This is a genomic window from Nitrososphaera sp. AFS, assembly GCF_009898475.1.
Taxonomy (GTDB): Archaea; Thermoproteota; Nitrososphaeria; order Nitrososphaerales; family Nitrososphaeraceae; genus Nitrosopolaris.
Genome location: NZ_QURE01000008.1, coordinates 1 through 3,923 on the forward strand (window position 1 = coordinate 1; position 3,923 = coordinate 3,923).

General features: G+C 40.1%; 6 protein-coding genes. 1 reads left to right on the top strand and 5 read right to left on the bottom strand.

The window, feature by feature from the left end:
• Positions 1 to 142 precede the first annotated feature (142 nt).
• Positions 143 to 562, top strand: coding sequence for a hypothetical protein (locus DYY65_RS01680; RefSeq protein WP_162476264.1), 420 nt, complete (start codon positions 143 to 145; stop codon positions 560 to 562).
• 459 nt (positions 563 to 1,021) lie between these two features.
• Here the strand turns inward: DYY65_RS01680 and DYY65_RS12875 are convergent, their stop codons facing one another.
• The 5 genes from DYY65_RS12875 to rrp42 form a co-directional block, all read right to left on the bottom strand.
• Positions 1,022 to 1,750, bottom strand: coding sequence for an ERCC4 domain-containing protein (locus DYY65_RS12875; RefSeq protein ID WP_370519266.1), 729 nt, complete (start codon positions 1,748 to 1,750; stop codon positions 1,022 to 1,024).
• 76 nt (positions 1,751 to 1,826) lie between these two features.
• A complete protein-coding gene (locus tag DYY65_RS01690; protein ID WP_162476265.1) occupies positions 1,827 to 2,216 on the bottom strand; it encodes a prefoldin subunit beta in 390 nt (129 codons plus the stop codon).
• 370 nt (positions 2,217 to 2,586) lie between these two features.
• On the bottom strand, positions 2,587 to 2,910 hold the full coding sequence (locus DYY65_RS01695) for a hypothetical protein (protein WP_162476266.1): 324 nt from the start codon (positions 2,908 to 2,910) through the stop codon (positions 2,587 to 2,589).
• On the bottom strand, positions 2,855 to 3,130 hold the full coding sequence (locus tag DYY65_RS01700; protein ID WP_162476333.1) for a 50S ribosomal protein L37: 276 nt from the start codon (positions 3,128 to 3,130) through the stop codon (positions 2,855 to 2,857). The genes DYY65_RS01695 and DYY65_RS01700 overlap by 56 nt, the downstream gene beginning before the upstream one ends.
• Positions 3,120 to 3,923 (bottom strand): exosome complex protein Rrp42, encoded by an 804-nt coding sequence (rrp42, locus tag DYY65_RS01705; RefSeq protein WP_370519267.1) that lies wholly within the window; start codon positions 3,921 to 3,923, stop codon positions 3,120 to 3,122. Before rrp42 ends, DYY65_RS01700 begins: the two co-directional genes overlap by 11 nt.

Genomic DNA, 3,923 nt, shown 5'->3' on the forward strand with positions numbered 1-3,923 from the left:
ACATTAACCCGAAGGTGAGACGATTATTCCGATGCCGGAGGCTATAGTAATAGTATAAAATCAAAATGTTCGTTATCAGTTCGAATAACTTGAAACACAACAAAGATAGAACTATATACTATGATGCTGTTCATAGTTTGCCATGTCCACTTCGGCCGATTCTGAAAATCAAAGTGCTAAGGTACCAGCGGTTGATGCTGAAAGAACTGCAGAAACTATAAAGAATATTGCCAAAAACATCCGCGAGGCTTCGACTAGGATGAAAGAAACTGTACGAACTTTACGTGAAAGTGGGGCTATTGAAGAAATTACCCAGGCGATCTTTGAAGCTAGCGTAGCTGCCAGAGATACTGCAAAGGAAATTAATGACGCTGCTAGAGATCTCAGAGAGCGTGGCATTATCAAAGATACTGCTGCGGCCGTGGAAGAGACGACAATAGCTGCACGTCAGACAGCAGAAATAATAAAGGATACCGCAAGAGAGACAGCAGAGGCAGCACCTCAAACGTCAGAAACAGTAAAAGAAGCAGCAAATAAAGTAAAAGCAAAAAGAAGATCGTAGCTTACTGTGAATGCTGACAAGCAAATTGGCCCAAGCTGTATATTTACCAGCAGTGGGATAAATGCCTCCGGTATGAGAAACCTAGTTTAATTATAATAAAAGAAGAAAGTAAGAGTTAAGAGGAATAGGTGTTTTAGCTTTTGTCTTTACACTATGCTTTCTTTATTCAGGTGCTTTCGGTAATACCAATAACTATCAAATATCTTTAGAGATATTTTTGAAAAAGCTGTGGATACTTTAGCGGTCTGGCTGGAAGGGCAGTGATATGTTGAACTTTCAGATTCAAGCATTTGATTGAAACATTAATCCCAATAAATGGGTAGTAATAAGCCATCGAGTGGGGGTTTAGACGCCTGCTAGGAATATCGAATGCATAAACGAATCAAATTACAACGTAATTTGTCCAACTATTGCAGCGACAATATTTGCAGAAGTATTACCGGTAATATTAAAAACAGATTAACCAGGTTGGTCAGCTATTTTTGTATCTAAAAGGGATAGCTGTGAAGGTATTATCTTTCCGTCCTCAGGAGAATCCAGGATTCTTCTCATTTTTATCGCCCTAGAAGTGCCAAATCCAGGGATTCTAGCAAGATCGGCAGCTGGGGCTGTCAATGCATGTCTAGGAGTCGAAAATTTTTCGAGCATTCTAATTGCGAGCTTGTCACCAATACCTGGAATCGAAGACAGAATGGAAAGTTGCTGTATACGCACAGGATTCGCTTTCTTGATACGTTTTAGCAATGGGCCTTTTTGGGCGCCACTTTGAGCTAGATTTACCATTGTGACTAGAAGTTGTGACGTGAATTCTGCATTAGGTGCATTTATTATTGGTATTCTAAAGTCTAATGCCACTTTTGCCAGGGTTTCATTTATCAAATAAATTCTTTCCAAATCTTGATTATCATTTTCACTAGATCCATCGGAGAGGTTTATGATATTTCCTTCAATGATTATCACAGGCTTGGCATAGTGTTGGATAAGTTCAGAGCACTGAACTAGAAGCCTTCCATCAAAGATAGACTGCAGTAGATCAAATATTGTTTTCCGCTCAATCGCTGTTTCTGCAGAAATTACGTAGTCTCCTACCACAAGTTGGGCAAAGTCTGTCAATGCGCCTGCTTCACGCAGCAGCGCAGGAATTCTACTGCGTCTCTCTCTTTCATCAACTACAATCCTAATAGTCACTGCCCTCTAACCTTTCACATGTTCTCATTTTGCTATCAGTTTGAGGCAGTTTGCATAACTAATGCATCAATATTGGCTAAGGCGCGCGTGGTTTAGAATTAGCATCTACTGCAGTTTGGCTTGCTCTTATCATTTGATTAATTTTATTTTCTACTTCCTTGAGATTATCTTTTACCCGAGTCTCTTGTTTAGTCAAGACCATAAGCCTTGTATTAGATAATTCCTTTTTCTCCCCTAGCTCCTTTGTAAGGTTTTCTTTGTTTGATTTGATTAGCAATGGGCCTGCACTCTTGAACACCATCTCCTCAGGTCCTATTTTATTCAACTCTTCCAAAGCCCTATCAGTTTCGACTACTTCTACTTCTACTTGCTGTTTTTGCATCATTATAGCCTGTAAATTCTGTTGAAGCTGCTGCAAACGCGACAATTGCTCTTTAAGCCAAGGAGGCAGTTCCTTTTCACTCATAATAACATCTTTAATTTAAATCGATTTACCAGAATAAAATCATACCGTTAATGAGTCCTTCGAAATTAGCAAGTGCCTAATTCGGTATTTGGTCCCCCTAAAGCATATAAGAATTACATAAAATTAGGGATACAAAGATACAATTTCGTAAATAAAAGTATATTTCAACCCTTATGAGCGATCCGTGGCTCTTTAATTGTCATTTTTGTTTCATTTGATGTACTATGGTTTGTTGTTTTGTTGGCTAGTTGGTTGGTTGATATATTGATGGATTGTTTACCAGCTGGTTAAGTGTTTTTGCCAAATTGGATCTCGGTTATCCCGCAATTTACGTACTCATATCGGTATATCAACTATCTAGCCGTCGATTTTAAGAACTGGCCGTTATACTGGCACTGTAAGCATTTATTGATGCATCGATAAGCCAGAGGTATGAATTGAGAACAGCTCTGAGTGCAGATATGTCAGTACCATGTAACTCAAGCAGCAAGCAACCGGAACCAGGGTTACAATTATGATTAGATCCACCATCCAACATGGATATATTTACTGTGGACTTGTTGGAGGCGGCGCCGGGTGTGGGAATTTTGGTGTCGGCATTTATCGCAACATAGATTGATTTCAAAAGAGCACCATATTCATTTAGCGGCGTCGATCTCAACGATATTTTTACTCTGGCTTTGCAATTTTTCAAGATCAATATCGTAAGCTCCCCCTGCAACCTTGTAGTTGCATTTCCGACAAAACCATATACCTGATACAATTCTAGTAAATTTATTGGATGAGCATGACGGACATCGCCGTTTCTGCTTTAGCGTCTTGTATGCCTTACTGTACCTCTTACGTACAGTAGCTCCAAATTTTATCCCAAGGCCTTTTAAAACCCGCTGTCCTTGCTTCCTTCTACTGACCAGATTTCATCAACTCCTTGATCTTGTTCCTTACTTCCTCACCTTTAGTTTTTGCGCTCGCGGCTATCTGTTTGAGCTGCTCTAAAGTGAAGGTGCCCGTCGATCCTTTTTGTACTGCCGCAAAATTATTATCAGAATTTGTAGTTATAGTGATTCTTGCATCCATACATGCTTCCTCTTCCGCGGTAGGATCTAATAGAATTGAATCACCTATTCTAACTGCAGTAATGGAGACTGGCAAAGTGGTAATAGGCGAATTTTGCTTTTCTCCAGTATCGACTACTTTACCATCACGTATTTCAAAGACCGGTAGCTTGCTGTTCACTAATGACGCAACTGCCGCATAGGAGGTAGCATCAAATAAATTTCCATCTGCGTTGATGACACTGCAATCTACAAATATTACATAAACGATCTCTCCAGTAACTAACACCAGTTTATTTAGGTCAAGCATTTCTGATTCTCTTATTCCTCGATCTACAACCCTTGCCAATTCTACCGTTTCCTCATCTGGAGGCCCTGGCTCAATGTGAGGTGAAGCAGTAGGCAAAACTTCTGCCGACAGGATTAGGGCTCCTTTATTTTCTAGACCTTCAAATGGTTCACCGGTCTCAACTTTTACTCCTGCGACAACTTCGGAGTTTCCCAACCTCACCCGTGCTGAGCCGTTAGCTTTCTTGATAAGTCCCATTTCAATCTCCATTGGCCTTAAGTCATCAAGATTTCTTCCGTCAAGCCTTTTTCCTTTTGAAAGGCTGTCCCACATTTGCTGTTTTCTCAAATGTTCTACTATTAT